This window comes from Sulfitobacter sp. M368, assembly GCF_025141875.1.
Lineage (GTDB): Bacteria > Pseudomonadota > Alphaproteobacteria > Rhodobacterales > Rhodobacteraceae > Sulfitobacter > Sulfitobacter mediterraneus_A.
This window is the reverse complement of sequence record NZ_CP081113.1, coordinates 871,894-895,462: the sequence shown is the minus strand read 5'-3', so window position 1 is coordinate 895,462 and position 23,569 is coordinate 871,894. Positions and strand designations below refer to the sequence as shown.

Sequence of the window (23,569 nt, the reverse complement as noted above, 5' to 3'; positions counted from 1 at the left end):
CCTCACAGCTTTCGATACATCTTGATCAGTTTGGTCATGCGGTGGGTGAGGGTTTCGCCCAACACAGATGCAAGCTGTACATCGCGCACGTCCTGTTCCTTGCCCGTCGCGGCATCGTTGAGCAGGGCGTGAAGGCTGATCCATTTGCTGTCCACTTGGCCAAGGGCAATCTTGATACTGATATTCGGGGCTTTGGAGAGTCCGCGCTCGGCATCACCTGTGATCAAGGCCGCATTCGCCGCCTCAAACCTGCGCATCTTTGCAATCATTTGCGCCCCGTGATCTTCGGGTCCAAGCGACAGCCGTGCATAGCAAACATCGCGAAGCAATTCTTCGATCAAGGCATGTTGGGCCTGCAAAAGCCCGATCGCATTGCGGACTTCCGTTGGTTGTTCAGCCGGGGCATAGCTTGGGGCCGCTTCCGACAAAACCTCAAACATCTGATCCGCCACCCGTTGATTGCGCACCAGCAACAAAGAGACAGGGATCGTGTGAAAATCCCCTGCTGCAATCTGCAAAGAAGAACGTGTCAATCCTTTAGAAAGACGCGATATTTCCTCCAGCCTCTGACGCCGTGCATCGTCTTTCTCAGGTGCCAGTCCGGCCCCGGCGTCCCCGTCGATGAGCTGCACCATGGTGGCATCAAATTCCAGCGCGGTTTCAGTGGCCGCATCCGCGTGCAGCTCTGATTGTGATCCCGACATGACCAAACAGGCGGATTTCGCGATCCGCAGCGCCCTTTGACCCTGCTGCGCCATCAAATCCATCCGCAGTGATCCGGCATCCTGCGCCAATGCAGGTCCGGCACAAAGAAACACGGCAAGGAAAAGCCGCACCCAGAAACCCAATGTCATCGCCCTTTGCAGCTTCATCCGCGGTAACATCGCTGCAAAGCCTTAAAACTTTCTGACCTGCGCTCTCACAAATACCCCAGAACCCCCTTCGCCCTTGCCCCGCTGGCCCCGGCATGTGTACCCTGACCCAACGCAAGAGGGCCTTTTCATGTTCAAACCTGCCATCACCGGCACCGGTGTTTTCACCCCGGACCAGATCATCACCAATGCCGAATTGGTCAAAGCGTTCAACGCCTATGTCGATCTCTATAATACGCGAAACGCGGATGCGATTGCGGCCGGTGATCTGGATGCAAAGGAGCATTCCTCCGAAGAGTTCATTTTTAAGGCCAGCGGCATTGAGCAGCGTTATGTGATTGATAAAACCGGCGTTCTCGATCCTGAGGTGATGCATCCCCTGCTGCGCCAGCGCAGCGATGATGAACCCAGCCTGATGGCAGAGATGGCCCTTGATGCCGCAACCAAAGCATTGGCCCAGGCGGGCAAAACCGCTGCCGATGTGGATGCGGTGATTTGCGCCGCCTCCAACCTTGAACGGGCCTATCCGGCGGTGGCAATCGAAATACAGGATCTGCTGGGCATCGAGGGCTTTGCATTTGATATGAACGTCGCCTGTTCATCTGCAACATTCGGCATTCAGGCGGCGGCGGATATGGTGCGCTCCGGCTCCATCCGGTCGGCGCTGGTGGTCAATCCGGAGATCTGTTCGGCGCATCTGGAATGGCGCGACCGCGATTGCCATTTCATCTTTGGCGATGTCGCCACCGCCACCCTGATCGAACGCGAAGAAGCAGCAACCGGCCCCTATTTCGAGATCAAATCGACCCGCTGTGCCACTGATTTTTCCAATAATATCCGAAACAACAATGGCTTTTTGCGCCGCTCGCGCCCCGATGGGGTCAAGGACCGCCGCGATATGCAGTTCATGCAGAATGGCCGGAAGGTGTTCAAAGAGGTGTTGCCACTGGTGGCGGAACATATCGCCAGTCACATGGCCGAAGAGGGTGTGGATGCGAAGGATCTCAAACGGCTGTGGCTGCATCAGGCCAACAAATCCATGAATGATTTTATCGGTCGCAAGGTTCTGGGACGCACGCCGGAGCCAGGCGAGCAGCCCAACATCCTGCAAGAATACGCCAACACCTCATCGGCGGGGTCGATCATCGCGTTTTCCAAACATTCCAACGATATGAAAGACGGCGATACCGGGCTGATCTGTTCGTTTGGCGCAGGCTATTCCGTTGGCTCCGTGGTGGTCCAACGGCACGGCTAACGCCTGCCCCGCCCCTGCTATCAGCCGCTTTCGTCTTCGAGGTTCAGCTTCATGTCCACCAGCACCTGCTGCAACAGGGTGGTTTCTTTCAGCAATCGCTTGGCTTCGTTCACAGAGATCTGCCCGTCTTCTATGGACTGCTGATACTCTGCCATCAAAAGCGCAAACCGTTGGCTGAGCGCGATCACATCTGAATTCACATTGCCCGAGCGTTCGGAATTGGCCCGCCGCCCTTCGAAGTTCAAGGCAACGCCGCGCAGCTCGGCCAAGGCGACCGTGACATGAGGATAGCCAGCGGCCTCTTCCAGCTGCGCCACGGCATCAATGGGCATGAAACGATCAGAATGTTCAGGGTTGTCTGAATAGTAACGACCCAAGGTCGCCTTGGATTTACCGGTCACTTCGCACGCGGGCTCGATGCCAACATCTTTCACCAATGCTTCGGTGTGTTTCTTCAGATAACTGCCCATACCGGCCATGTCTCAGCCTCCCCGCCGCTCGCTTGCCCGTTTCTTATTGTCGCAGAAAACCGGCCCGTTGGTAGACCCCTTACTCAAACCACCCCGACTTGTCATTTATAAAACGGCGTCTGCTTCTTTTGGCCTCACCGGAAATTGCGCCCGCCGGTCGGTTTTCGGCCGCCGAACGCTTGAAGCCCGCCCGCCCGATGGCGTACCAACACGGCCATGGCAAAACTGTACTTTCACTATTCCACCATGAACGCGGGCAAATCGACGGTACTGCTTCAGGCGGCGCATAACTATGTCGAACGGGGCATGGTGCCCTATCTTTTGACCGCCCAGTTTGACAATCGCGCCGGCGAAGGGCGCATCGCCTCGCGGATCGGCATTGGCGAAAAGGCCGATACCTTTGCCCCCGGCGAAGATCTCTTTGCCAAGATTGAAAATCGGATCGACGCCGGGCCCTGCGCCTGTGTGTTCATTGATGAGGCACAGTTTCTGGAGCCCGAACAGGTGTGGCAACTGGCCCGCGCTGTGGACGATCTGCGGGTGCCGATCATGTGTTTCGGCCTACGTGTCGATTTCCGCGGAGAGCTGTTTCCCGGATCGGCCACCCTGCTGGCGCTGAGCGATGAAATGCGCGAAGTCCGCACCATCTGCCATTGCGGGAAAAAAGCGACCATGGTTGTCCGGACGGCGGCGGATGGCACCGTCTTGAAAGACGGCGCACAAGTCCAGATCGGCGGGAATGAGACCTATGTTTCCCTGTGCCGCCGACACTGGCGCGAGGCGGTCGAAGACTGATTTCACACGCCCCTGCCAATATTTACCGAAGTCCTGCCCAATTTTTGACCTGATCTTCCCTTAGCTCAGGCAAAAATATTGATTTGAACCCAAAACATATTGAGGCCGGATATGAGAACCCACCCAATTCCCTTCAATGAAGAAGCCCGTGTCGCTGCCGTGCAGCATGTGCCGGGTCTGACCCGCGAAAACGAAGCGTTGTTTGATGCACTGTGCGATGCGACGGCCAAGCTGTTTGGCTGTCCTATCGCGCATATCTCTGTCGTGGAACAAGACACACAGTGGTACAAATCGGTGATCGGCATTGAACTGGGCGAAATGCCAAAGAATCAATCGTTCTGCACCCATACGATCATGACCGAACAGCCGATGATTATCCCCGATCTCAGCAAAGATCCCAAGTTTGCCGATCACCCGATGGTTGCCGAAGGCGGCCCTCAAGCCCGGTTTTATGCCGGTGTGCCGCTGATCTTGTCGTCCGGTTATCGCTTCGGCAGCCTTTGCGCCTTGGATGTGGTCCCGCATGAGGCCCCCAGTGAACGCGATATGGCTGTGCTCAAGGACATGGGCCGCGCGGTTGTGGCCGCATTGGAAAAAGCCCCTGCAGAACCTGCTGCCGTGCCTAGTGATCAAGGCCAGTCGGCTTTTCTCACACTTGTTGGTCATGAGCTGCGCACGCCCCTGACCATCGTTCACGGTGCGATGCGCATCCTCGAGTCCCGCCTTGAAGACCAGGTCAGCAAAAAGCTGGCCAACAGTTCAATCAAATCCAGCGAACATCTGTCGACGCTGATCGATTCCATTCTGAAGTTCAGCAACATCAACACTGGTGAATTGCAACTGAACGAGCAGTCAACCAATATGGCCGATCTGCTGGATGATCTGCGGCAAAACCATCAATTCAGCGTAGCCGAAGTTGGCAAGACCATCGTCAACCCGACAACGGATATGCACGGTGAAATTCTTGTGGATCAAGAACACATCAAGATCTGCCTGACCTCACTGATGCTCAATTCCGTTCTGCATGGCGGTGACGAGATTGCGATATCCTGCGGTCATGACCCAGCCGGAAACGTCGAAATTTGTGTTGCCGACAATGGCAGCATCGACGATCACGTCGAGCTGGCCGAGCTTTACAAACCCTTCATCGTGGGCGGCGACATCGAAAAACGCGGCACCGGCGGCGGCCTTGGTCTTGGCCTGCCCCTGACCCGCAAACTTGTTGAACTGCACGGCGGTGAATTTGAGGTCCGGGCCGAACCAACCCAGACCGTGGCCTGCATTCGCCTGCCCAAATGGCGGACGGTCAACTAGACCCGAGATCTACAGGCGCTGCATCCTCTTACCGGTGCAGCGCCTTTTCTACACTGCGTTTGGCGGTGTCTTTCCGGCCAAAAACGCCTGAATATTCTCAACCGCCATCAGCCCCATTTCGACCCGCACCTCCAGTGCGGAGGTGCCCAGATGCGGCAACAGCACGACATTCTCCAGTTCCCGCAGCGCCGCAGGCACTTTCGGCTCGAATTCGTAAACATCCAGCCCGGCACCACCGATCCGCCGGTCTTGCAAGGCTGTGATCAAAGCGGCCTCTTCAACAACATCTCCCCGCGAGATGTTGATCAGATGGCCATGGGGTTGCATCGCATCCAACACCGCAGCATCAATCAAATGATGGGTCTGCGGACTGCCCGGTACAGCTGCCACCATGATATCAACTTTTCCGGCCATCTCTTTGAGGTCGGAATATTGTTGCGCCGGATAGGCCAGCGTCTTCTCGCTGCGGCTGAAATAGGCCACATCCATGCCAAACCCAAAATGGCAGCGCCGCGCAATCGCCTGTCCGATCCGGCCCATACCGACGATCCCAACCGTCTTGCCCGTCAGATGCAGGCCCAGCATCTGCGTCGGATGCCACCCCGGCCAAGTGCCGGAACGCACAAACCGTTCCCCTTCGCCGGCACGCCGAGCCGACATGAGCATCAGCGTCATTGCAATATCCGCAGTGGCATCGGTCACTGCGCCGGGTGTGTTGGTGACAGTGATCCCCGCCGCCTTGGCCGCCGCTGCATCAATGTGGTTATAGCCAACACCGAAATTCGCCAGCAAACGGCAGCGCGGCGCAGGCACATCTGCAAAAACCGCGGCCGAGAATGCATCGCCCAAGGTCGGCAAAACCGCGTCATACTCGGATAATGCGGCCCGCAATTCCTGCGCGGTCAACGGCAATGTCTCATCGCGCACTGTCAGTTCCACAGCGGTCAGTTGCGATGTGACGGCCTCCGGCAGGGGCCGCGTTACCAAAACCTTATTCAATGCATCCGCCCTCCGTTCGGCACCTCTTGGCCGGGTTGCAAAAGCACGATCGCGCCGTCCGCATCCGGCGTTCCCAAAACCAGAACCTCTGACATGAACGGCCCGATTTGCCGGGGCGGGAAATTGACCACGCCCATCACCTGCCGCCCGACCAGGTTCTCAGGCGTGTAATGCACGGTGATCTGCGCGGATGTCTTGCGCTCACCAATCTCTGGCCCGAAATCGATCCACATCTTGATCGCAGGCTTTCGCGCCTCCGGAAAGGGTTCGGCCCGCGTCACCGTGCCAACCCGAACATCCACCTTCATGAAATCATCAAATGATATCTCAGCCACCTGCCAGTTCCTTCGATCTGTCTGTTGCCGCCTTCACCGCCCGCTGCAGCAAGGCAGGAAAGCCGTCTTTTTCATCCATCAACACCTCAAGCGCGGCCTGCGTGGTGCCATTGGGGCTGGTCACATTGACCCGCAACTGCGTTGGGCTTTCCTCTGCCGCCATCGCCAAGGCACCTGCCCCGGCCACGGTTGCCTTGGCCAATTGCATTGATAGACCGGCTGGCAACCCTTGCGCCTCACCCGCCGCCGCCATGGTCTCTATCATATGGAACACATAGGCCGGACCCGATCCGCTGACCCCGGTGACCGCGTCAATCTGCGCCTCCTGCTCCAACCGGACAACCGCACCCACCGCGGACAAAAGCGCCTCCGCCTCATCCAGCGCGGCTGCTCCAGCGGCGTCATTGGCGACAATTGCCGTGATCCCCTGAGAGATTGCTGCCGGCGTATTGGGCATTGCCCGCACAATAGGCGTGTCTGCGCCAAGTACATTTTCAAAGAAGGAGATCGTGGTTCCCGCCGCGACACTGACAAAAACAGTCTCGCCGTTGCCCATTGGCCTCAAAGTCGGCAAGGCCTCGGCCATCATCTGCGGTTTGACTGCGACCAGCACCACCGCTGGCGTCTCTGGCAAAGGTTGGTTCAGATGCACGCCTTGCGCCTGCAACCATTCAGATGGATAGGGATCCTTGACCCAAACCGACGTGGCCGGCAAGCCGCGGGCCAGCCACCCGGCCAACATCGCGGATCCCATCTTGCCGCATCCCAGCAACACCAGGCCGCCCGATGCAATTCGGCTGTCTTTCATGATATGTCCCCCCGGTTGTTCCGGGGCAAAGTGTTACGCCCGCCCGTAGGCCTCTGCAATGGCAACCTGAATGGCTTCTTCCGGCGTCCGGTCCCCCCAGACCAGAAGCTGCAGCGCCGGGTAATAACGCTCCGCGCTCATCACGGCGGCCCCGATCATTGTGTCGATCTGCTCGGCCGAGGCAACATTTCCCCCTGCCAGCACCAAACCATAGCGATAGACCATCAACTTCTGCTCTGCCCAATAGGTAAAGGCACCAGCCCAACATTGATCGTTCACATTGTTGAGAAGCTCATAAAGCTTTGGCAATTTCTCGGCGGGCGGCTCCATCTCGAAGGTACAGATCAAGCGCAAAGTCTCATCATAGGACGACCAGGCAAGGGTGATGGAATAGGTGCGCCACTGCCCCTCCACAGCCATCGCAATCTGATCATCCGCAATTCGATCAAAATCCCAATCATGATGAGCCGCCAAATGCTCAACAATATCAATAGGATGAATATCTTCTTCAAGGTACTGCTCGGACAGGGCCATTTCGCCACCTCTTTTTTTATCCGGGTCGGGCGGCGTATTCACCACCAAACATGGAAGCCTGCACTAAAAGGCGTGGGGCGACCCAGCGCCTATACTAGATATGGTGCGGGCAGCGGGCGCATCTGGCAACCCCTTTTCTGGGGATAACCACAATTCGTAGGGGATAACTCCAATATCTTGTGTGTAAGTCGGCCCGAACACCAAAATAACGCGGTGCATCTCTTCATTTGGCAAGAAAAACTCAAGAACAACAAAACACCCGGACGCCACGGGGGCGGTCCGGGTGATCATTCTCAATCTGCAATATACAAAATGGTGCGGCAGCGCCGCCTTTGGGTGGCCTTTACTTGGCCTCAAGCGCGTCCAGACGCGCCTTGAGCGCCTCGTTCTCTTCGCGCGCCTTCTGGGCCATCGCCCGCACCGCGTCAAACTCTTCGCGCGTCACAAAATCGCGGTCCGCCAGCCAGCGGTCCATCATGCCTTTCATGGCGGTTTCCGCTTCGTCCTTTGCGCCCTGTGCCACGCCCATGGCGTTGGTCATCATCTGGCTGATATCGTCAAAAATCTTGTTACGGGTTTGCATGTCTGGTCTCCGGCGCTTTGTGTTGATCCTTATATGGGGTCTCGGCGCGCCGCTCGCAAGGTTGACTTCCTCGGCCCATCACGCTCAATCAGCGCCATGACCGCTATGATCCCCTTTCCCGATATCGCCCCCGAGATCTTTACTGTGTCTCTTTTTGGTATGTCTTTTGCCCTGCGGTGGTATGCGCTGGCCTATATCGCAGGGATCGTCATCGGCTGGCGGCTTGTCGTGCGCACGATCCGCAAGCCAGAGCTTTGGCGCAGTAATACCCCCCCAATGACCGCGCAGCAGGTCGAAGATATGTTGTTCTGGGTCATTCTGGGGGTCATTCTGGGCGGGCGCTTGGGCTATGTCCTGTTTTATCAACCCGCGCATTATCTCGCCAATCCCGGCCAGATCCTACAGGTCTGGCAGGGCGGTATGTCGTTTCATGGCGGTGCACTTGGCGTGATCATCGCCGCCTTTGCCTATACCCAGCGCCACGCCATCCCCAAACTGCCAACCGCCGATATGATCTGCCTCGGCCTTGCCCCCGGCCTTTTGCTGGGGCGGATTGCGAATTTCATCAACGCAGAACTCTGGGGGCGTCCAACCGATCTGCCTTGGGGCGTGGCCTTCCCGACCGAAGCTGCGCAATTTTGCCCGGAGGTGGCTGGTATCTGCGCCCGGCACCCCTCGCAGCTTTATGAGGCGCTGCTCGAAGGGTTGATCCTTGGGGGCGTGATCCTCTGGCTGGCATGGCGGCGCGGCGCGCTGAAGCGTGGCGGCGTGATTTGCGGGACATTCCTTGCCGGATACGGCGCGGCGCGATTTGCTGTTGAATTTGTCCGCCAGCCGGATGCGCAATTTGTCTCGGATGGCAACCCATTGGGCCTTGCATGGCAGCTTGGCGAATTTGGCCTGACCATGGGCCAGATCCTGAGCCTGCCGATGATCGCTGTCGGCCTGTTTTTGATCTTCCGCGCCCGCCCATGACCCTCAAGGACCATATCCTCGCGCGGATCGCGGCCGAAGGACCGATGCGTCTGGACGATTATATGTCCACCTGCTTGCTGCACCCGACGCTGGGTTATTACACCAGCCAAACGCCATTTGGACAAAGCGGTGATTTTGTCACGGCACCAGAAATCAGCCAGATGTTTGGCGAATTGATCGGCCTTGCCTTGGCGCAGGCCTGGCTGGATCAAGGTGCACCCAATCCCTTTACCCTGGCCGAGCTTGGACCGGGCCGCGGCACATTAATGGCCGACCTGCTGCGGGCTGCAAGACAGGTGCCGGGCTTTCTGGATGCGGCTGAGGTCATCTTGATCGAGGCCTCCCCCGCATTGCAATCCGTGCAGCAAGAAACCCTCAACCCGCATCCCGTGCGCTGGCTGGACAGTATAGCAGACCTGCCCGAACAACCGCTGTTCCTCATCGCCAATGAATTCTTCGACGCCCTGCCGATCCGGCAGTTCCAACGCGCCGGGCCCAACTGGCGCGAGCGTAACATCGGCACAGAGGGCGGCACGCTGACCATGGGCCTTGGCCCTGCCCAACCGTGCCCTGGCCTGAGTTTCCGCCTCGATGATACCAAAGACGGTGATCTAGTTGAGACCTGCCCAGCAGCCGGACCCATTGCAGAACAGATTGCCAGCTGCATCGCCGCCCGAGGCGGCGCAGCGCTGATCGTTGACTATGGCGACTGGCGCAGTCTGGGTGACACGCTTCAGGCCGTTCAGAATCACGAATCCGTTGATCCGCTCTCCTCTCCTGGCCTTGCAGACCTGACCGCCCATGTCGATTTCGAAGCGCTGGCCATGGCCGCATCCGGTTGCGCCTATAGCCGCGTCACCGCCCAAGGGGTGTTTCTCGAACGTCTTGGCATCACCCAAAGAGCGCAGCAACTGGCCGGTGCGCTCAGCGGATCGGCACTCGAAAACCATATTGCCGCACATCGCCGGTTGACGCATCCCGCAGAAATGGGAAACCTGTTTAAAGTGATGGCGCTCTTTCCCAAGGGCGGCACACCGCCTCCGGGATTGGATCCATGACACTCGAGATTCTGACAACTGACAGCCTTGCCCCCCTGCGCCACGGGTTCTTCACCCGCAAGGGCGGTGCGTCTTCTGGCGTGTTTGCCGGATTGAATTGCGGTCAGGGCAGTTCTGACCAGTCCGAGATCGTCACCATTAACCGCGCCCGCGTGGCAGATGCCATGGGTGTGGCGCCAGATTGCCTCTTGGGGGTGCATCAGGTGCACTCTGCCGACGTTGTCACTGTTACCACCGCCACCAAAGACAAACCACGGGCCGATGCCTTGGTGACCGATACACCCGGACTTGCCCTGTCGATCCTGACCGCCGATTGCCAACCCGTTCTATTTGCCGACCCAGATGCCGGTGTCATCGGTGCCGCCCACGCGGGCTGGCGCGGGACGCTGGACGGCGTGTTACAAGCGACCGTGGATGCGATGGTCAACCTTGGTGCAACGGCTGGCAACATCACAGCCGTCATCGGCCCCTCCATCAGCCAACGGGCCTATGAGGTGGGGCCGGAGTTCTTTGAGGATTTTCTGGCCGAAGATCCCGACTATGCCCGCTATTTCGCCCAAGGTGAGGCAGATCGGATGCAGTTTGATTTGCCCGGATTTGGACTGAACCGCCTGCGGGCTGCTGGTGTGGGCCATGCCGAATGGACGCGGCATTGTACCTATAGTGATCCTGACCGGTTTTATTCCTACAGGCGCACGACCCACGCCAAAGAAGCCGATTATGGGCGTCTGATTGCCTGCATCACTCTCTGATCTGGGCAGGATTGGGGCGAAATCTGCCCCAGACCTGCCCAATTGCCTGATCCCAATCTGGAAACAATCCGAAATTTTCGACCGGATTGATGATTGAACGGCCGCATGGTCCATAAAAACAAGGGCGCCTGCCAATTGGGGCAAGCTGACCACAAAGCGGCAGGAATTGCGCCGGAGTTTTTTCAACTTTTTCTCAAATTGCCAAAAACCGGCCCGATTGACCCGCCATATTCATCCTCAAGCAAGGGCAAACGCCCAGAACAGAATGCACAAGAGGACCAGAGCCATGAAAACCAACAAACGCTTCATCAAAGGTGTCGTCGAAGCAGCAGCCAAGAACGATACAGTGATGCCCTGGGCCCGCGGTGCACGCCGCGCTGCATTCATCGCCAAGCGCAACGCCGCAGCGCCGCAGCGCAAAAGCGCCTAGCGCAGAGATCTCCCTCCCGGTTACCGGGATTTGAACGTTCCCTCGTTCAGAACGCCCCGCATGTGTTGATTCGCATGCGGGGCGTTTTTGTCTGCAAATGTGGCAAATCCATCCACAATTAAGGAAACAGTAAGGCAACCCCCCTCAAAATTGGGAAAGAAAGAGGCGTCAATGTCCCCGGTTTTTTGACAATCACGGGCTTGGGCTGCGATTTTCGCTGCAATGACGACATGAGATGACACCTGTTATTTCCGTAGTTGTCGGTGGGGGCCGACACGGATGTGACCAACCTGAGAAAGGTTTTCGCATGACATTGAACGCATACCGCACCACCGGTGCGACATCCGCAGGACTGTCACAGCCGGGCTTTGCCCAATACCCACCGGCACAGCGTGGCGGGCGCGGCACATCGCCTGTGCCCATGCGCAGTTTTGAAATTGCCGCGCTGCGCAAAGACGGATCGCTGTTCATCGGCCAAGATCGTGCGCCTGCCCTGTCCTTGTTTGAATCCGCCTTCACCGCCTTTGCCCGTGGCACTGTCATCCAGACCGAAATCGGCGGCATCGCCGTGGAAGACCTGCAACCGGGCGATATGGTCAACACCTCCTCGGGCGAGCCGGCACCCGTGATCTGGATCGGATCCAGCAGCTTTGTCCCTGCCGACGCAGGCCGCCGGATGCCATTGATGCGCATCATGGCGGACAGTTTCGGCCCGGCGCGCCCCTCGTCTTTCCTGACTGTGGGACCGGGCGCGCGTATTCTCAAGACGCCGCATCACCTGCGCGGCGAGGCTGGCGAAACCAGGCTCCTGACCCCGGTGCGGGAATTTGTGGATGGTGTGAATGTGATTGAAGTGGTGCCACCGACGCCGGTGCGCCTGTTCCACATTTGCCTGACCCGCCATGCGGCGATCAATGCAGGCGGGCTGGAGATGGAGACATTTCACCCCGGTGCCCATGCGATGCGGGCAACGTCATCCTCCTTACGGGACCGATTCCTGGAAATGTTTCCGCAGATCGACACCTTGGCCGATTTTGGGCCTCTGGCACATCCCCGCGCACCCGAAGCGGGTTTGGACACCGGAACCGTTCAGGCGCTTCAGGCCTGAGTTTCGAGCCGCTGTTCCAAAACATCAAAGGGAACGCCAGGGTCATCCTTGGCGCCCCGGATCACTAGGCTGGTCTTGACGCTGGCCACATTGGGTGTGGTCAACAAGTCACCGGTGAGAAAGCTTTGAAAGCTGGACAGGTCCGGCGCCACGCATTTGAGGATGAAATCCACCTCGCCGTTGAGCATGTGGCATTCACGCACCAGCGGCCATTCGCGGCATTTCGCTTCGAAGGCACTCAGATCAACCTCGGCCTGGCTGGCCAGCCCCACCATCGCAAACACCTGCACCTCAAAGCCCAACTCGCGGGCGTCAACATCGGCATGGTAACCCTTGATGTACCCCTGTTCCTCGAGGGTACGCACCCGGCGCAGACAGGGCGGCGCGGAAATACCAACCCGTTTGGCCAATTCAACGTTGGTCATCCGACCGTCCGCCTGCAATTCAGCCAGAATTTTCCGATCAATCGGATCAAGCCGTGTGCCTGCCATGTTTGCCCCTTTCAAGATTGCGATTCTTATAGCAGCGCCAGTGGCGCACGCAATATTGTTTCGCATTCACGCAAGATTCTTTCTGCGATGTCTGAACACCCCGACTTGAGCACCAAGATGCAGCCATTGATCTTTGGCGCTAACAGCTTGGGTTTGCGGCTGATAATCGGATTTCTGTCGCAGGTAAAGCGGCCTTGGCTCCCTATCCGGAATCTTCAGGGGTTTAAGCAGGCCGCCGCCATGGCTATATCGGGCGGGCTGCAATTGATCTTCGGGGGTGCCATATGGCCGAGACACGCAAAACCAAAGTTCTGATCATCGGCTCAGGCCCAGCGGGATATACCGCAGGCGTTTATGCCAGCCGCGCCATGCTGGAGCCTATCTTGGTGCAGGGCATCGAACCTGGCGGCCAGTTGACCACCACAACAGAGGTCGAAAACTGGCCCGGCGATACCGAGGTGCAAGGGCCGGATCTGATGGTCCGCATGCAAGACCACGCAAAGGCGATGGGCACCGAAATCATCGGCGATATTATCACCGATCTGGATCTGTCCAGCCGCCCATTCCATGCGACAGGCGACAGCGGCACCACCTATGTGGCAGACGCGGTCATCCTCGCCACCGGCGCCCGTGCCAAATGGCTTGGCCTTGAGAGCGAAGAAAAGTTCAAAGGATTTGGCGTATCTGCCTGTGCCACATGTGATGGCTTTTTCTACCGAGGTCAGGAGATCGTCGTCATCGGCGGCGGCAACACCGCCGTGGAAGAGGCATTGTTCCTCACCAACTTTGCCTCCAAGGTCACGTTGATCCACCGCCGTGATGAGCTGCGGGCGGAAAAGATCCTGATCAACCGCTTGATGAAAAACCCCAAGATTGAGCCTCTCTGGTTCCATGAATTGGAAGAGGTTTACGGCACCGACAATCCGCTGGGCGTCGAAGGCGTCAAGGTCAAACACACCAAAACCGGCGAGATCACTGACATTCCGGCCAAGGGTGTTTTTGTTGCCATCGGTCACGCGCCTGCCAACGAATTGGTCAAAGATACGCTGGAGACCCACATGGGCGGCTATGTCGTGACCAAGCCTGATAGCACAGAAACGTCGATCCCCGGCGTGTTCGCTGCGGGTGATCTGACAGACCACAAGTACCGCCAAGCGGTGACCAGTGCGGGCATGGGGTGTATGGCCGCGCTAGAAGCGGAGCGTTTCCTGGCCGAAGTCGGTGATGACGAAGGCAAAGACACCTCCCTGCCGCTGGGTCACGGTGCAGAAGTAAAAGAGGGCGTTTAACGCCAATTTAGACGGTTTGGCGTGGTTTTTGCGCCAAACCGCGAACTTTTTCCTTTTTGAAAGCTGTTTTTTCGAGCTTTGCTAGACATTTGTCTTATTGAAGGGGCATACCGCGCGGGAAAGTCGCGCTGCGACCTGAGGCAAAACGAGAAAACCATGACAATGTTGAGCAATCTGGCCCCGATACCGGAGCTTTTTGTATCCTACGATTCCGCGCAGAAGATGAAACTTGAGGCGGCGGAACTGACCAGCCACGATCTGTCTCCGCGCCAGATTTGTGATCTTGAACTGTTGATGAATGGCGGGTTCAACCCGCTCAAAGGGTTCCTTTCCGAAGAAGACTACAACGGTGTCGTTGAAAACATGCGGCTGGCCGACGGCAGCCTCTGGCCAATGCCGATCACGCTGGACGTCTCCGAAGACTTCGCCGCCTCGATCGAAGTAGGGCAAGACATCGCCCTGCGCGACCAAGAGGGCGTTATCCTTGGCACCATGACCGTGACCGACCGCTGGACGCCCGACAAATCGCGCGAGGCCGAGAAGGTTTTCGGCGCGGATGACGACACCCATCCAGCCGTGAACTACCTGCACAATCAAGCCGGCAGCGTCTATCTTGGCGGTCCGGTCACCGGCATCCAGCAACCGGTACACTATGATTTCCGTGCCCGCCGCGACACGCCAAACGAATTGCGCGCCTATTTCCGCAAGCTGGGCTGGCGCAAGATTGTGGCCTTCCAAACCCGCAACCCCCTACACCGCGCCCATCAGGAACTGACGTTCCGCGCGGCCCGTGAGGCACAGGCGAACCTGCTGATCCATCCGGTGGTTGGCATGACCAAACCGGGCGATGTGGATCACTTTACCCGCGTGCGCTGTTATGAGGCGGTGCTGGACAAATACCCCGCCGCGACCACCAACATGTCTTTGCTGAACCTTGCCATGCGTATGGCTGGCCCGCGTGAGGCCGTCTGGCACGGGTTGATCCGCAAGAACCATGGCTGCACCCATTTTATCGTGGGCCGCGATCACGCTGGCCCCGGCAAAAATGCCAAGGGCGAAGATTTTTATGGCCCCTACGATGCACAGGATCTGTTCCGCGAGCATCAAGAGGAAATGGGCATCGAAATGGTCGACTTTAAGCACATGGTATATGTGCAGGAACGCGCCCAATACGAACCTGCCGACGAAATCCTAGACAAGGACGACGTGACGATCCTGAATATTTCGGGCACGGAGTTGCGCCGACGCCTGCAAGAGGGTCTTGAGATCCCAGAATGGTTCTCTTTCCCCGAGGTGGTCAAAGAGCTGCGCCGCACCCGGCCGCCGCGCAGCCAGCAAGGCTTTACCGTGTTTTTTACCGGTTTCTCCGGCTCTGGCAAATCCACCGTCGCAAACGCCTTGATGGTCAAGCTGATGGAAATGGGCGGGCGCCCCGTGACCTTGTTGGACGGCGATATCGTGCGCAAAAACCTCAGCTCCGAACTGGGGTTCAGCAAGGAACACCGCGATCTCAACATCCGCCGCATCGGCTATGTCGCATCTGAGATCACCAAGAACGGCGGCATCGCCATCTGTGCGCCGATCGCGCCCTATGCCACCACCCGCCGCGCCGTGCGCGAAGACGTCGAGAACTTTGGCGCCTTCGTCGAGGTGCATGTGGCCACCTCAATCGAGGAGTGCGAACGCCGCGACCGCAAGGGGCTCTACAAGCTGGCCCGCGAAGGCAAGATCAAGGAGTTCACCGGGATCTCAGACCCTTATGACGTCCCTGAAAGCCCGGAACTGCGACTGGAAACCGAAAATGTTGAGGTCGACAACTGCGCCCATCAGGTGTTGTTGAAGCTTGAAAGCATGGGTTTGATCAACGCGATGAGCCTCTGATCAGGCAACCGATCACAAAAAAGGCCGCAGTTATCACTGCGGCCTTTTTCGTTTCTAAGGTCGGATCAAACGATCAATGCACCATCACCGGCGCATAGTCGTGTTCACGGGCCAGATGAAAGGCCAGCTTGCGATTGCCAACAAGCGCCAGCTGCTGCCCCTGTGCGTCATGGACCGCGTAAAGCTGCTCTAGCCCTTCGGCCTGCGCACGTACCTCACGTGGCAGATCCGTGACCGCAATTGTTTTGACGTAAACGGTCCGGTCCTTGTTTGGCTGGGCGTTCATATTTTCCATTCGGCTACCCTTTCTTAATCGCGATTGTCTGTACAACTGTCTCAGGTTTGGCGCGGGTCAAGTCCACGTGCAGCAAACCGTTCTCCATCAGTGCCTCTCCAACCTCGACACCGTCCGCCAGAACGAAGGAGCGTTGGAATTGCCGAGCCGCAATGCCGCGGTGCAAAAACACTCGTCCGGCGGAATCGTCGGTCTGACGGCCACGGATCACCAATTGGCGATCCTCCACGGTGATCGACAGATCATTATCGGCAAACCCGGCCACGGCCAAAGTGATGCGATAGCTAAAATCGGATGTCTGTTCGATGTTGAACGGGGGATAGCCTTCGTTGCCACCTTTGGCAGTGCGTTCCAGCACCCGTTCCAGCTGTTCAAACCCCAACATATGGGGATAAGAGCCTAGCGTCATTTTTGTCATGCGACACGTCCTTACGATCTCAAGCGACAGTCAAATACCAGGCCCCTGATGCGGCAACCCGTTAAAAAGAATATGGGGGCGCATTTGGCGCGGCGCAAGGGCTATGCGCGATCATGGCTAACCCCTATATTCAACGGACCGATGCCAAACGGAATCACCTGCCCATGACCGACCCCCAAGATCTGTCGATGAAAAACGACGATGTGCTGCGCGTGGAACTGGAAGTGTTCCGGCGCGAGCACCGGGATCTGGACGAGGCCATTCATGCGCTTGTGGATCGCAAAACCGGCGATCAACTGACCCTTCAGCGGCTGAAAAAGCGCAAACTGCGGCTCAAAGATCTGATTGCCCAGATCGAAGACCGTCTGACCCCTGATATCATTGCCTAAAGCGCCGGTGTTGCATTGCCACGGCGGGCCGCTTGGCTATAGTGCCGCTTCTTCAAATTTCTAATCAAAGGCCCAGTTTCATGACCACCCCCCCTGTCGGTATTATCATGGGATCTCAGTCGGACTGGGCCACCATGCGCGAGGCGGCAACGCTGCTTGATGAATTGGGCATCGCATATGAAACGCGGATTGTTTCTGCGCATCGCACCCCCGACCGGCTTTGGGACTATGGCAAAACGGCGGTGGACCGCGGCTTGCAGGTGATCATCGCCGGCGCAGGCGGCGCGGCCCATTTGCCAGGGATGATGGCCTCAAAAACCCGTGTGCCAGTCATTGGCGTGCCGGTGCAAACCAAGGCGCTTTCGGGTGTGGATTCCCTCTATTCCATTTTGCAGATGCCCAAGGGGTTTCCCGTGGCCACGATGGCCATTGGTGTGGCGGGCGCAGCCAACGCCGGATTGATGGCTGCCGGCATTCTGGCGTTGCAAGACGCAGGTGTAGCAGAGCGGCTGGATGAATGGCGCGAAGCGCTGAGCGCGTCGATACCGGAGACCCCAAGCGATGACTAAACCTCTCCCCATTGGCAGCACAATCGGCATTCTGGGCGGCGGGCAATTGGGCCGGATGCTGTCTGTCGCGGCAGCGCGGCTTGGTTTCAAAACCCATATCTTTGAGCCGGGCGCAAACCCGCCTGCGGGTCATGTCGCCAATGCGGTGACCACTGCCAGCTATGACGATCATGATGCATTGCTCCGATTTGCCAAATCCTGTGACGTGGTGACGTTTGAGTTTGAAAACGTGCCCACCGCCGCGTTGGACGTGATTGAGGCACAGGTCGCCATCCGTCCGGGGCGCGAAGCCCTGCGGATTTCACAGGACCGCCTGACCGAGAAAGAATTTCTGCAAGGTCTGGGCCTGACAGTTGCGCCCTTCGCCGATGTGCCTGACGCCGCTGCGATGCAGACCGCTGCCGCATCAATTGGCACCCCTTCGATCCTGAAGACACGGCGTTTTGGGTATGACGGCAAAGGTCAGGCGCGGCTGCGCAGCGCAGAAGACACCGATCAAGCCTTCGCGGACATGCAAGGCGCGCCTGCTGTTCTAGAAGGGTTTGTCGAGTTCAGTCACGAAGTATCCGTGATCGCCGCCCGCAGCCCTGAGGGCGATGTGGCCTGCTTTGATCCCGGTGAGAACGTCCATCGTGACGGTATTTTGCACAGCACAACTGTGCCAGCCAAGCTCAGCGCATCCCAGCGGACGGATGCCGTGCTGATGGCCGCCAACATTCTCAATGCATTGAAATATGTAGGTGTCTTGGGCGTCGAGCTGTTTGTTACGGCGCAGGGGCTGGTGGTCAATGAGATCGCCCCGCGCGTGCACAATTCAGGTCATTGGACGCAGAATGGCTGCACCGTCGACCAGTTCGAACAGCATATCCGCGCCATCACCGGCTGGCCGCTGGGTGATGGGTCGCGTCATGCCGATGTGGTGATGGAAAACCTGATCGGCGATGACATGGACCGCGTACCGGAACTGATGAAAGAGCGTGATTGCGCCCTACATCTCTATGGCAAGTCGGAGACCAAACCGGGCCGCAAGATGGGACATGTAAACCGCATCCAGCGCGGATGATCAGCCGATAAACCGCGTGGCAATTTCGCCCGATAGATAGGAAAACCGCCCACCCGCGAGGGTCGCCGCCACGCGGCGGCTGTCCTTGTGCAGGATCACCATATCGGCCCGCATTCCCGGTGTCAGACTACCCCGATCCGCCAAGCCCAACACCTTGGCCGGACCTGCCGACACCAGATGCCAGGCAGCGGCCAAATCGCACAGCCCCGTATCCGCCAACATCAGTGCTGCGCGGCGCGGCGATGGGTAATGATAGTCGGACGCAAGCGCATCGCACATGCCCATCGCAATCAAATCGATCGCCGAGAGATTGCCATTGTGCGAACCTCCGCGCACGACGTTGGGCGCGCCCATCACCACCGCATCACCCGCCGCATGCGCGGCCTCCGCAGCGGCATGGGTTTCAGGAAATTCCGACACCCGCACGCCCCGCTCGCGCCAGATCGCACGATCCTCGCTTGTCTGGTCATCGTGGCTGCCCATCTGAATACCTGCGCGTGCCAAAGTGGCGCAAAGTGCGTCCAACGCCGCAGGTACTTCATCCCGGCGGGCATGCATGTCTTTCATCATGGCCAGGTGAACATCTGGATTGCGTCCCGCCTTGAGCGCCTGCCCCACCATCCGCTTGGGCGTCTTGCCAGCCGCAAGACGGTCATGCGGCAGATGATCGTTGAACACCACATAGGACAAGCCCCACTGCCGAATGCGCTCCGGCAGCTCTGCATAGAGGTTCAGCATATGGGTCTCAAACCGCAATTGCGCCCGCAGGTCTGTCACAACATCCGGCGCAGTTGACCGGATCGCGCCGAACACCTGATCGGCAAAATCCAACCCGCGCAGCCCGCCTTCCCAGCTGACGAATTGCGCAAGAACCGCGGTTGTAATCCCATTGGCCGCGAGTTCAGCTTCGGCAGCAATCAACCCTTCGTTCATCTGTTTCATCGCGCCGCGGCGAGGCGCAAGGTGGCGTTCAAACGCATCGCCATGCAGATCAATAATACCGGGAAGGACCAGGAATCCAGTCAGATCGACCGTACGTCCGGCCCGCTCTGCCTGCATGAAGCCCTGCGCAAAAGAGACCGTCTGAACCTGCAGTCCACCTGGCAACAAGACCTCCGCACCGGTCAGATCAAGGTTTTGCATCGGGCAGGTCCACTCCGGGCAGGCACACCCCGTCAGAGCAGCCAATTGAATCCAAAACACCGTCGAGCCATGTCATTGACCGGTCAAACGACCCGGTCTTGAGAAAGGTCATGGTCTGCGCGATCACCCGTGGATTGTTCATCATAAAGGTATGGGTCACCGGCAAAACGATGTGGTCCGTCATACCGTCCACCATCGTCGATGCAACCGAAACCTTGCCATCATCCGCCCCCGGCAACAGCGATGAAAAATAGGGGTTCAACGATTGTGATCCCGCGATCACGCCCACCGGATAATCCACCGGGGGCAAATTACGCGGCAGGGACTCCGCCCCCGTGCCCATCTGCCCCCCCGCCGGACCGTTGACCCAGCCGAAGACATTGTAATCATCCAATTCGTCAACGACTTCACTGCCTTGATTGGGCGGTGCCAGCATCACCACTCGGCCGATCAGCTCTGCGCCGGCCTCTGCCGCCCATTGCCGAACCAGAATGCCGCCCATGGAATGGGTCACAAAATCAACCTTTTCGGTGCCGCACTCGGCGATTGCATCCGGCAAGGTCGGCTTGATCAGATCCTGAATGGACGCCTCTGTTGACGGATAGCCGGGGCGGACAATGCGGTATCCTTCGGCCTCTAGCGCGGCTTCCATCAAGGCAAATGAGGTCTCCGTACGCGCCAATCCGTGCAGCAATACCGCACAGCGCTGCTGGGCCAATACCGGCAGCGCGGTCAGCCAGAGAAACGCAAAAGAGATCACAAATCGTGCAAACATAGAACTGAGATAGACTGAATCCCCGCCATGTGAAATGCTGCCCAGAGTTAATCTGACGAAAAGAACCACCATGCCCAATGCCCCACGGGTGGCCGTTCGCGCCATCTTGCTCCATGAAGGCAGGCTGCTCATGGTCAACGCCTATGCAAACGGGCAAAGCGCGTTGATGTGCCCCCCCGGCGGCGGGGTCGAGCCGGGATCATCCCTGCCAGATAACTTGCGCCGAGAGGTATTTGAGGAAACCGGCCTGCAAATCGAGGTCGGCCAGCCTTGCCTGGTGAATGAATTTCACGATCCGGGCGGCAGCTTTCATCAGGTAGACATCTATTTTCGGTGCAGCGTGATTGGATCAGCCGAAATCAAACCCAACTGGGAGGACACGGACAAGATCGTCACAGTGCGGCGCTGGCTGACAGAGACGGAGTTGAGCGCGGTGCGTCACAAGCCGGACAGCCTCCGCGCAGTTGCCTTCGATCCGGCGCAGGCCATCACCTATGATCCGCTGGAACCTTTGGTGCGGTAACGGCCCAGCCGATCCCCCCAACGACCAAAGCCGTCGCAATCATCAAGAGCAGCCCCACAGTTTCATTTAACAAGAGCGCTCCACCGAGGATGGCAAGGATCGGCACGCTCAATTGTACCACCGCTGCCGTCGCGCCCTCTATTTGCGGCAAGACACGATACCACAGGGCATAGCCCAACCCTGACGTCAGCCCGCCACAAAGGATGGCAAGCGCTGCGCCGGTGATCGACATCGACAAGGCAGGCCCGACCAGAAGGACAATCAAAATCGGAAAGCAAAGCAAGAAGTTAGCCGTCGTTGCGGCCAATGGATCAACCGCGCCGCGACCAATGATCGAATAGGCCGCCCAGCCCAAACCGGCCATCACCATCAACGCCGCGCCAACGAGATCGGTGTTACTGCCCGCCCCTGGCCAAAGCGCGACAAGCAATCCAGCAAAGGCCAAACTGGCACCGCCGATCTGCCGCAGGCTTGGCCGGCTGCCAATGATAGCCGCGTGAACAAACATCGCGATTTGAACGACACCAAACAGAATCAACGCACCAAGCCCGGCATCGAGTGTCAGATAAGCCAGCGAAAAGCCAACCATATAGGCTGCCAGACTAAACGCACCGGGAAGCCGCCTCTTGCGCAACAAACGCAAGGAGCCTCCGCGCAAGGTCATCAACATGCCCAGAACCACCGCGCCAGACAGAACCCGGATCAGGGCAAAACCGGATGGATCCATATGCCCGCCCGCAATTGCCAGCCGGGTGAGGACAGAGTTTGCCGCGAAGGCAATCATCGTCAAAGTGATGAGCAAGAAAAGCCGCATTCCTTTGGCTTAGCGGCCGCGTCCTGTGCCGCCAAGCGAGAAAGTTCAATGATGCCGCGTTAGTGAAAAATAAAGTCATCCTCGTCTGAAAAACCAGATACCAGCACATCAATTTCGGCGGGGGTCAAATCAGAAAGGCGGGCCTTGCGCAGGGCGGTCATGCTGTCGAATTCCTGTTTGAACATTGTGACAACATTGTCGCGCAGCTCCTGATCCTTCATGGCATCCAACAGCGCATTCTTGATCATACTTTGCTGGAGCTCAAGCTCGCTGGTTTGCAAGCGACGCTGCCGCGCGACGGTCAATGCATTGATAATCGCGCCGTGCAAAACATCCTCGTCCATATCATCTTTGTTCAGATAATCATGACACCCACCGCGCATCGCCTGTACGGCCGTATCTACGGCACCGTTACCGGTGATCATGATTTTTCCGGCATCGCGGTTTTGATCATTTTGCAAAATATGATCCAGTGCGATCAATCCATCCCCAACAGGAAGCCGGTAGTCGATCAAGATCAGATCGTAGTTTTCGTTGATCACCGCCTGGTCCATGGCGTCAATGCTATCGACTTCGTCAATCTGGATAGAGAGACCCGTTCGTTGGCTCAGCCGCCGAATGCGCGCACGATCAAAATTGCTGTCATCCAGCAGCAGCGCCCGAATGTCGCCGGGCATCAAAATATGTGGTGAAGGTTGCAGTTCTGTTGGTCCGGACTGAAGCATTTTTCTCACTCTCACTTGGTCGTGTACGAGAAAGATTGGCGCGGCAGTGTTGACCAAACCTTAATTGCGCGTTCAGCGGTCAGTATACTTCGATCGAAGTTTAGTCGGATTGTCGGTCGCCCGACCTCAGGAAATGCGCACCTCAATGGAACATCCTCTGCCATAGACAGACGGCACCACCGATGCGCTGCCTTTATAAAGATTTGCGATCTTGCGTACATTGGCCAGCCCCATGCCGCTACCTTCCACCTCATCGCGGGGCCGCAGCGTGATCATCGCACCAAAGACCCGCTCGCGAAACTCTTCGTCTATACCTGGGCCATCATCCGAAACGCTCAGCACAACATCCGCTCCATCCATCCGCGCCGCCACGTGTATCTTTCCCCAAGTTTTGTCATGGTGCCGAAAGGCATTGGAGATAAGTGCAGACAACAGCGTTAGAATATCGCGGTTTCCTATCGTGACCTCCAATGCTTTCAAATCACGGGTCACGACAAAGCCGGTGGGCAGGTCAATCTCTTCCAAAACTTGATCGAGCGCATCATCAAGGGACAAGGTTTGAACGCTCTGCATGCGTCCTATCCGCGAATAGGTGAGCAGATCCACCAGCATACGATCAAGGCGGCTGGTGTGCCGGTTCATCAGCTCAATCGAAGCCGCAACTTGCCCTTGAACAGGAAAACCGGCTTCTTCCAGATCTTCGGAAATCCAATTTGGAAGCTCAAGCAATGCCCGAACCGAGCTTCGAACGTCGTGACTGATCAGATAGATAAAGTCTTCGATATCCTGCGAATTTTGACCCGATTCCTGAGAGCCGTCGTTACCCTCAGGCTGGGCAGGCATCTGTTCGCTTTGCATAATGTCCTCAATAAGTCGGTCTGATGGAGGGTTACACAGCCCACCTTT

General features: G+C 57.8%; 29 protein-coding genes. 14 read left to right on the top strand and 15 right to left on the bottom strand.

All coding sequences use genetic code 11. The features are described 5' to 3' along the window. Positions 1-2: 2 nt before the first annotated feature. Entirely contained in the window at positions 3-872 is an 870-nt protein-coding gene (locus tag K3754_RS04625; RefSeq protein WP_259941421.1) for a hypothetical protein, read from the bottom strand. Between the two features lie 130 nt (positions 873-1,002). Between K3754_RS04625 and K3754_RS04620 the strand changes: the two genes are divergently transcribed. Beyond that, positions 1,003-2,127 (top strand): beta-ketoacyl-ACP synthase III, encoded by a 1,125-nt coding sequence (locus K3754_RS04620; RefSeq protein ID WP_259941417.1) that lies wholly within the window; start codon positions 1,003-1,005, stop codon positions 2,125-2,127. A gap of 20 nt (positions 2,128-2,147) precedes the next feature. Here the strand turns inward: K3754_RS04620 and K3754_RS04615 are convergent, their stop codons facing one another. Continuing rightward, positions 2,148-2,606, bottom strand: a complete 459-nt coding sequence (locus tag K3754_RS04615; RefSeq protein WP_203208840.1) for a hypothetical protein — start codon at positions 2,604-2,606, stop codon at positions 2,148-2,150. A gap of 207 nt (positions 2,607-2,813) precedes the next feature. On the opposite strand from K3754_RS04615, the gene K3754_RS04610 reads away from it, so the two are divergent. Continuing rightward, complete coding sequence (locus K3754_RS04610) at positions 2,814-3,392, top strand: thymidine kinase (RefSeq protein WP_259941414.1); 579 nt, start codon at positions 2,814-2,816, stop codon at positions 3,390-3,392. 111 nt (positions 3,393-3,503) lie between these two features. Further along, positions 3,504-4,706, top strand: coding sequence for a GAF domain-containing sensor histidine kinase (locus tag K3754_RS04605; protein ID WP_259941412.1), 1,203 nt, complete (start codon positions 3,504-3,506; stop codon positions 4,704-4,706). A 48-nt stretch (positions 4,707-4,754) separates the two neighbouring features. Here the strand turns inward: K3754_RS04605 and K3754_RS04600 are convergent, their stop codons facing one another. The 5 genes from K3754_RS04600 to K3754_RS04580 all read right to left on the bottom strand — a co-directional run bounded on the left by K3754_RS04600 (position 4,755) and on the right by K3754_RS04580 (position 7,965). Next, positions 4,755-5,705 carry a D-glycerate dehydrogenase gene (locus K3754_RS04600; protein ID WP_259941410.1) on the bottom strand — a complete coding sequence of 317 codons (951 nt, stop codon included), beginning with the start codon at positions 5,703-5,705 and terminating at the stop codon, positions 4,755-4,757. Then, positions 5,702-6,040 (bottom strand): tRNA-binding protein, encoded by a 339-nt coding sequence (locus K3754_RS04595; protein WP_203208844.1) that lies wholly within the window; start codon positions 6,038-6,040, stop codon positions 5,702-5,704. The genes K3754_RS04600 and K3754_RS04595 overlap by 4 nt, the downstream gene beginning before the upstream one ends. Then, a complete protein-coding gene (gene proC / locus K3754_RS04590) occupies positions 6,033-6,848 on the bottom strand; it encodes a pyrroline-5-carboxylate reductase (RefSeq protein ID WP_259941408.1) in 816 nt (271 codons plus the stop codon). Before proC ends, K3754_RS04595 begins: the two co-directional genes overlap by 8 nt. 33 nt (positions 6,849-6,881) lie before the next feature. After that, a complete protein-coding gene (locus tag K3754_RS04585) occupies positions 6,882-7,382 on the bottom strand; it encodes a YbjN domain-containing protein (protein ID WP_203208846.1) in 501 nt (166 codons plus the stop codon). 343 nt (positions 7,383-7,725) lie between these two features. Continuing rightward, a complete protein-coding gene (locus tag K3754_RS04580) occupies positions 7,726-7,965 on the bottom strand; it encodes an accessory factor UbiK family protein (RefSeq protein ID WP_025047864.1) in 240 nt (79 codons plus the stop codon). 96 nt (positions 7,966-8,061) lie between these two features. Between K3754_RS04580 and lgt the strand changes: the two genes are divergently transcribed. The 5 genes from lgt to K3754_RS04555 all read left to right on the top strand — a co-directional run bounded on the left by lgt (position 8,062) and on the right by K3754_RS04555 (position 12,288). Continuing rightward, a complete protein-coding gene (lgt, locus tag K3754_RS04575; protein WP_203208847.1) occupies positions 8,062-8,940 on the top strand; it encodes a prolipoprotein diacylglyceryl transferase in 879 nt (292 codons plus the stop codon). Continuing rightward, positions 8,937-9,998 (top strand): class I SAM-dependent methyltransferase, encoded by a 1,062-nt coding sequence (locus K3754_RS04570; protein WP_259941404.1) that lies wholly within the window; start codon positions 8,937-8,939, stop codon positions 9,996-9,998. Before lgt ends, K3754_RS04570 begins: the two co-directional genes overlap by 4 nt. Beyond that, entirely contained in the window at positions 9,995-10,750 is a 756-nt protein-coding gene (gene pgeF / locus K3754_RS04565) for a peptidoglycan editing factor PgeF (RefSeq protein ID WP_259941402.1), read from the top strand. The genes K3754_RS04570 and pgeF overlap by 4 nt, the downstream gene beginning before the upstream one ends. A 286-nt stretch (positions 10,751-11,036) precedes the next feature. Beyond that, complete coding sequence (locus tag K3754_RS04560) at positions 11,037-11,180, top strand: hypothetical protein (protein WP_203208850.1); 144 nt, start codon at positions 11,037-11,039, stop codon at positions 11,178-11,180. A 307-nt stretch (positions 11,181-11,487) separates the two neighbouring features. Continuing rightward, on the top strand, positions 11,488-12,288 hold the full coding sequence (locus K3754_RS04555) for a Hint domain-containing protein (protein WP_259941399.1): 801 nt from the start codon (positions 11,488-11,490) through the stop codon (positions 12,286-12,288). On the opposite strand, the gene K3754_RS04550 is transcribed toward K3754_RS04555, so the two are convergent. After that, a complete protein-coding gene (locus tag K3754_RS04550; RefSeq protein ID WP_203208851.1) occupies positions 12,279-12,779 on the bottom strand; it encodes an Lrp/AsnC family transcriptional regulator in 501 nt (166 codons plus the stop codon). The genes K3754_RS04555 and K3754_RS04550 overlap by 10 nt on opposite strands. A gap of 284 nt (positions 12,780-13,063) precedes the next feature. On the opposite strand from K3754_RS04550, the gene trxB reads away from it, so the two are divergent. Next, positions 13,064-14,068 (top strand): thioredoxin-disulfide reductase, encoded by a 1,005-nt coding sequence (gene trxB / locus K3754_RS04545; RefSeq protein ID WP_203208852.1) that lies wholly within the window; start codon positions 13,064-13,066, stop codon positions 14,066-14,068. Between the two features lie 156 nt (positions 14,069-14,224). Then, positions 14,225-15,949 carry a bifunctional sulfate adenylyltransferase/adenylylsulfate kinase gene (locus K3754_RS04540; protein ID WP_203208853.1) on the top strand — a complete coding sequence of 575 codons (1,725 nt, stop codon included), beginning with the start codon at positions 14,225-14,227 and terminating at the stop codon, positions 15,947-15,949. Positions 15,950-16,022: 73 nt separating this feature from the next. Here K3754_RS04540 and K3754_RS04535 read toward each other — a convergent pair whose 3' ends face one another. Both K3754_RS04535 and K3754_RS04530 read right to left on the bottom strand, forming a co-directional pair. Next, complete coding sequence (locus K3754_RS04535) at positions 16,023-16,244, bottom strand: DUF1150 family protein (protein ID WP_231024260.1); 222 nt, start codon at positions 16,242-16,244, stop codon at positions 16,023-16,025. Positions 16,245-16,248: 4 nt separating this feature from the next. Further along, positions 16,249-16,662: an Hsp20 family protein gene (locus K3754_RS04530; RefSeq protein ID WP_203208854.1), complete on the bottom strand. Its 414-nt coding sequence runs from the start codon at positions 16,660-16,662 to the stop codon at positions 16,249-16,251. Between the two features lie 164 nt (positions 16,663-16,826). Between K3754_RS04530 and K3754_RS04525 the strand changes: the two genes are divergently transcribed. The 3 genes from K3754_RS04525 to K3754_RS04515 all read left to right on the top strand — a co-directional run bounded on the left by K3754_RS04525 (position 16,827) and on the right by K3754_RS04515 (position 18,683). Next, positions 16,827-17,051, top strand: a complete 225-nt coding sequence (locus tag K3754_RS04525) for a YdcH family protein (RefSeq protein WP_025047875.1) — start codon at positions 16,827-16,829, stop codon at positions 17,049-17,051. An 80-nt stretch (positions 17,052-17,131) separates the two neighbouring features. Then, complete coding sequence (gene purE / locus K3754_RS04520) at positions 17,132-17,620, top strand: 5-(carboxyamino)imidazole ribonucleotide mutase (protein ID WP_259941391.1); 489 nt, start codon at positions 17,132-17,134, stop codon at positions 17,618-17,620. Next, positions 17,613-18,683: a 5-(carboxyamino)imidazole ribonucleotide synthase gene (locus K3754_RS04515; RefSeq protein ID WP_259941389.1), complete on the top strand. Its 1,071-nt coding sequence runs from the start codon at positions 17,613-17,615 to the stop codon at positions 18,681-18,683. Before purE ends, K3754_RS04515 begins: the two co-directional genes overlap by 8 nt. Here K3754_RS04515 and K3754_RS04510 read toward each other — a convergent pair whose 3' ends face one another. Together K3754_RS04510 and K3754_RS04505 are read right to left on the bottom strand one after the other, a co-directional pair. Further along, positions 18,684-19,826 (bottom strand): alpha-D-ribose 1-methylphosphonate 5-triphosphate diphosphatase, encoded by a 1,143-nt coding sequence (locus K3754_RS04510; protein WP_259941388.1) that lies wholly within the window; start codon positions 19,824-19,826, stop codon positions 18,684-18,686. It lies immediately after the preceding gene. Continuing rightward, positions 19,813-20,601: an alpha/beta fold hydrolase gene (locus K3754_RS04505; protein ID WP_259941386.1), complete on the bottom strand. Its 789-nt coding sequence runs from the start codon at positions 20,599-20,601 to the stop codon at positions 19,813-19,815. Before K3754_RS04505 ends, K3754_RS04510 begins: the two co-directional genes overlap by 14 nt. A gap of 70 nt (positions 20,602-20,671) precedes the next feature. Between K3754_RS04505 and K3754_RS04500 the strand changes: the two genes are divergently transcribed. Further along, complete coding sequence (locus K3754_RS04500) at positions 20,672-21,124, top strand: NUDIX domain-containing protein (RefSeq protein ID WP_259941384.1); 453 nt, start codon at positions 20,672-20,674, stop codon at positions 21,122-21,124. Here the strand turns inward: K3754_RS04500 and K3754_RS04495 are convergent. From K3754_RS04495 to K3754_RS04485, 3 genes are all read right to left on the bottom strand, one after another. Next, on the bottom strand, positions 21,090-21,938 hold the full coding sequence (locus tag K3754_RS04495) for a DMT family transporter (protein WP_259941383.1): 849 nt from the start codon (positions 21,936-21,938) through the stop codon (positions 21,090-21,092). The genes K3754_RS04500 and K3754_RS04495 overlap by 35 nt on opposite strands. A gap of 59 nt (positions 21,939-21,997) precedes the next feature. Continuing rightward, entirely contained in the window at positions 21,998-22,615 is a 618-nt protein-coding gene (locus K3754_RS04490; protein WP_259941381.1) for a response regulator, read from the bottom strand. 174 nt (positions 22,616-22,789) lie between these two features. Further along, positions 22,790-23,521 (bottom strand): ATP-binding protein, encoded by a 732-nt coding sequence (locus K3754_RS04485; RefSeq protein WP_259941379.1) that lies wholly within the window; start codon positions 23,519-23,521, stop codon positions 22,790-22,792. Between the last annotated feature and the right edge of the window lie 48 nt (positions 23,522-23,569).